Origin of the sequence: Pseudomonas sp. PS01299 (assembly GCF_029960145.1) — a bacterium.
In the GTDB taxonomy this organism is placed as follows: Bacteria; Pseudomonadota; Gammaproteobacteria; order Pseudomonadales; family Pseudomonadaceae; genus Aquipseudomonas; species Aquipseudomonas putida_A.
Genome location: NZ_JASCPO010000476.1, coordinates 1 through 1,447, shown reverse-complemented (window position 1 = coordinate 1,447; position 1,447 = coordinate 1). Strand labels below are relative to the sequence as shown.

Genomic DNA, 1,447 nt, shown 5'->3' with positions numbered 1-1,447 from the left:
CGATAGCGCCTCCGCAGACAAATCATTCGTGTCTGATAAAACGCTATCGCGAGCAGGCTCACTCCTACAAAGTCATGCGGTGACGCGCCGGCCCGGTTTGAAACTGTGATGCCGGTTGATCCACACCGTCGCCAGCGCGATCAGCGACAGGATCAACAATGCCCATGGAAACGACATCGCCCCCGCCCGATCCAGCAGCAACCCGCCAAACAGGCCGCCGCCGGCAATCGCCACATTCCAGGAGGTGGTGAGCATCGCTTGCACCACGTCCACATGCTCGCCGGCCGAATCCGCCGCAGCGGTCAGCAGCAACGTCGCCGAGCCACCAAACGACAGGCCCCACACGGCCATGAAGGTGTAGATCAGCCACGGCGACGGGGATATCAGCGCCAGCACCAGTGCGGTCACGGCAAACACCGCGAGGCTGATCAGCGTCAGCCAGCGCAACCAGCGGTCCACCAGCAGGCCGATGATCCAGATCCCGATCAGCGAACACAGGCCGAACACCAGCAGCACCAGATCGACGCGCTCGGCCAGCCCGGCCTGCATCAGGAATGGCGCGATGTAGGTGTAGAGAATGTTGTGCCCAAGCATCCAGGTCAGCACCACGAACAGCACCGGCCGTACGCCCGGCAGACGCAGCGATTGCAGCAACGGCAGGCGTTCGGCGCTGGCCTGGCCCGGACGGTCCGGCACCGCCAGCACAATCCACGCCGCCAGCACCAACGCCAGCGCCGACATGATCCCGAACGAAGCGCGCCAACCGATCAGGTTGCCCAGCCAGGTTCCCGCCGGGGTGCCCAGCGACAGCGCCACCGGGGTGCCGAGCATGGCGATTGCCAGTGCCCGCCCCTGCTGGTGCACCGGCACGATGCCGCGGGCGTAACCGGCCATGATTCCCCACGACAGCCCTGCCGCCATCCCGGCCAAGAACCGCGACGCCAAGGTCAAGCCGTAATGGCTGGAGAACGTGGTCACGGTGTTGAACACCAGGAACCCGCCAACCGTCATCAACAGTACCCGCCGCCGTGGCCAGCCCCGGGTGGCGACGGTCAGCGGAATCGCCGCAACAATAGAGCCCAGTGCATACAGCGTCACCAGTTGCCCGGCGAGCACTTCGCTGACCCCAAGCCCGGCGCCGATCTGCGGCAGCAGCCCGGCGGGCAGGGTCTCGGTGAGGATGGCGATGAATCCGGTCATGGCGAACGCCAGTAACGCGGCATAGGGCAGTTTTACTGCACGGGTGGCGCGGTCGATACGGTTGAAGTCGGTGCTTGCGGAGTCGGTCATGACAGATGCAGCTCCCTTTGGATCAATAGTAGCGATGGATTGTATACAAAAATCCCACGCACAATTTGATCAATGTGGGGGCGAGCCTGCTCGCGAATGCGGTGGATCTATCAGAGATTCAGCGCCTGGTAGATCGCTTTCGCGAGCAGGCTCGCTC

Annotated in this window: 1 protein-coding gene; it reads right to left on the bottom strand. The window is 63.9% G+C overall.

The window, feature by feature from the left end; all coding sequences use genetic code 11:
• Positions 1 to 72 precede the first annotated feature (72 nt).
• Positions 73 to 1,290, bottom strand: coding sequence for an MFS transporter (locus tag QMX91_RS31100; protein WP_282413906.1), 1,218 nt, complete (start codon positions 1,288 to 1,290; stop codon positions 73 to 75).
• Positions 1,291 to 1,447: the final 157 nt, after the last annotated feature.